General features: G+C 57.9%; 1 protein-coding gene and 1 pseudogene. Both read left to right on the top strand.

Annotation, left to right across the window (positions count from 1 at the left end):
• Positions 1-772: 772 nt before the first annotated feature.
• Positions 773-1,339 (top strand): annotated as a pseudogene (locus FSO04_RS45550) (IS5 family transposase); the annotation flags it as partial.
• Between the two features lie 575 nt (positions 1,340-1,914).
• On the top strand, positions 1,915-2,330 hold a 416-nt coding region (locus FSO04_RS45555; protein ID WP_174825360.1), incomplete at its 3' end, for a reverse transcriptase N-terminal domain-containing protein.

Consider the following 2,330-nt stretch of genomic DNA (forward strand, 5'->3'; position numbering starts at 1 on the left):
GTGTTCTTAGGGCTTTGGCCTTTCCTTGAATTGTTAGTGGTCTATTAGCGTTGCCCCTGTGCGGGGCGGCACCTACTTCTCTTTGCCGGCTGCAAAGAGAAGTAGGCAAGAGAAAGCAGCTCAAACCGCTACTGCTAAGCGGGCACCGTGGTCTGCTGCGGGTAGTGGTGCATCTGGAATCTGGGTTCGTGCACCTGCATGCGCCAGTGACAAAGGCGTCATACTTCCGGCGACGCTGCGCGCGCCGAAGAGTACTTCATAAAACCGACCACTGCGTTTTAACGCCCGCGTCTCGCCACCGGGTCGTGGCTCGTCATTGCACCGCATCACCATCCCGATTCCGATTGGAACCGCAACCGCAACCGCAACCGCAACTGTGACTGTGACTGTGACTGTGACTGTGACTGTGACTGTGACTGTGACTGTGACTGTGACTGTGACTGTGATTCAGCACACCGACATATCATTTGAGGCGGGATTCCCGGGGGAGTGCAGAGGTGCGTCGCCGAGGCGAAGCCGATGGCCACCCACTGACCTCAACCGAAGCGCCTTGTTTCCCAGGCAGACCCGTCCGCGACGCACGCAGTGCGGAGTGGGAGCTGATGACACCCTTGTCACTAACGCCTGAAGGTGCACGAACACGGATTCCAGATGCACCACTACCCGTAGCGGACCACGGGCCCCACTTAGAATTAGGGAAAGTCTGCAAAAGTCCTGGCATTGACGTGAGCGTGGACTATCCTGGGAGCAGGAGAATTTAAGGGGTGACGTGATGGCACAACTTGGCCTTGGTCTGGATCTGTCAACGAAACGCACGCGCAAGCGGGAATTTCTCGAAGAGATGAGGCGCGTGGTGCCGTGGTCGCAACTGATTGCCCTGATTGAGCCGCACTATCCGAAGGGTAAAACGGGACGGCCGCCATTTCCGATTGCCACGATGCTGCAGATTCACTTTATGCAGCAGTGGTTTGGTCTGTCAGACCCGGCGATGGAAGAAGCGCTCTATGACGTGCCGCTGTATCGCGACTTTGCGGGGCTTGACGACGGCATGACGCGATTGCCCGACGAGAGCACGATCCTGCGGTTTCGTCACCTGCTCGAAGCGCACGGTCTGGCTGTGCAGATGCTCGCGCTGGTCAATGAGATCCTGAGCGGGAAAGGTCTGATGCTCAAGGCCGGGTCGGTAGTCGACGCCACATTGATTTCTGCGCCCAACTCGACGAAGAACGCCTCAGGTACGCGGGACCCGGAAATGCACCAGACGAAGAAGGGAAATCAATGGTACTTCGGGATGAAAGCGCATGTGCGACCTGAAAGTCGCTTGAATTTCTGTTCGACTCAACGGGATTCGTTGTGATCGAACCGGCTGTTCCATCAGCCGTTTCCTACCCAGACATGCGGAGCCGGTAACGACTCGGTGTGAAGCTCTGGGGACAATGTAACCACCGATCTGTTTCGGTACGCGGACCCGCGAGGGAAAGCGAAATCTGCCAGCACAAGGGCGGTGAGGGACTAGGAACGAGCGGTAACGACCAACATACGTGAACCTCTATTAAACGTCGTCATCATTGACAAGCCAAATGTGCTGACAGGCTTGAGCCAAAATGGCACGCGGCAAGGTTTGGCCTCTGTGTGCTGGGCCAGCATGGACATTGCGCCGCCGGCGGATAGGAGGGGTCCGTCCCGCTCTGAAATTCTTGCGGAACAGGGTAAGCCCGTAGTGCTGCCGGCGACGGCAGGCGAACCGCAAGGAACGCTGTTAGTGCTGCGGGTAGAGGATTGCGGAAAAAGCGAACGCCTTCCTGTAACGGGGAGGATACCGACTGCAGCATGGTCGGACGCGAAAGCGGGCAGACTTCCGCGTGGTCATTCATGGCGAGAGAACTTGATTAATCGTTATAGGAGGGAAGGCAGATGACGGCGATTGGTGGCACTGCGCAAGCAGGGGCGACTGAGGCTGGTGCACCCTCGCGCCCCACCAGGATGTGGAGTCAGGCTGATTGGCCTCGCATCAAGGAAGAGGTGAAACGACTCCAGGCGCGTATCGCCAAGGCAACCAAGGAAGGCAGATGGGGGCGAGTCAGTGCCCTGCAGCGTCTGCTGACCCGCTCGCACAGCGGCAAAATGCTAGCCGTGAAACGAGTGACAGAGAATCGCGGCAAGAGAACACCGGGCGTTGACGGCACGATTTGGTCATCTCCGGCGGCCAAATGGAAAGGGATGGAGGCGATGCAACACCACGGCTACCGTGCGTTGCCGCTTCGACGTATTTACATCCCCAAGAGCAATGGCAAGAAGCGTCCGTTAGGAATTCCCCGCATGCTGTGCAG

It is taken from the genome of Paraburkholderia madseniana (assembly GCF_009690905.1).
Classification (GTDB): Bacteria; Pseudomonadota; Gammaproteobacteria; order Burkholderiales; family Burkholderiaceae; genus Paraburkholderia; species Paraburkholderia madseniana.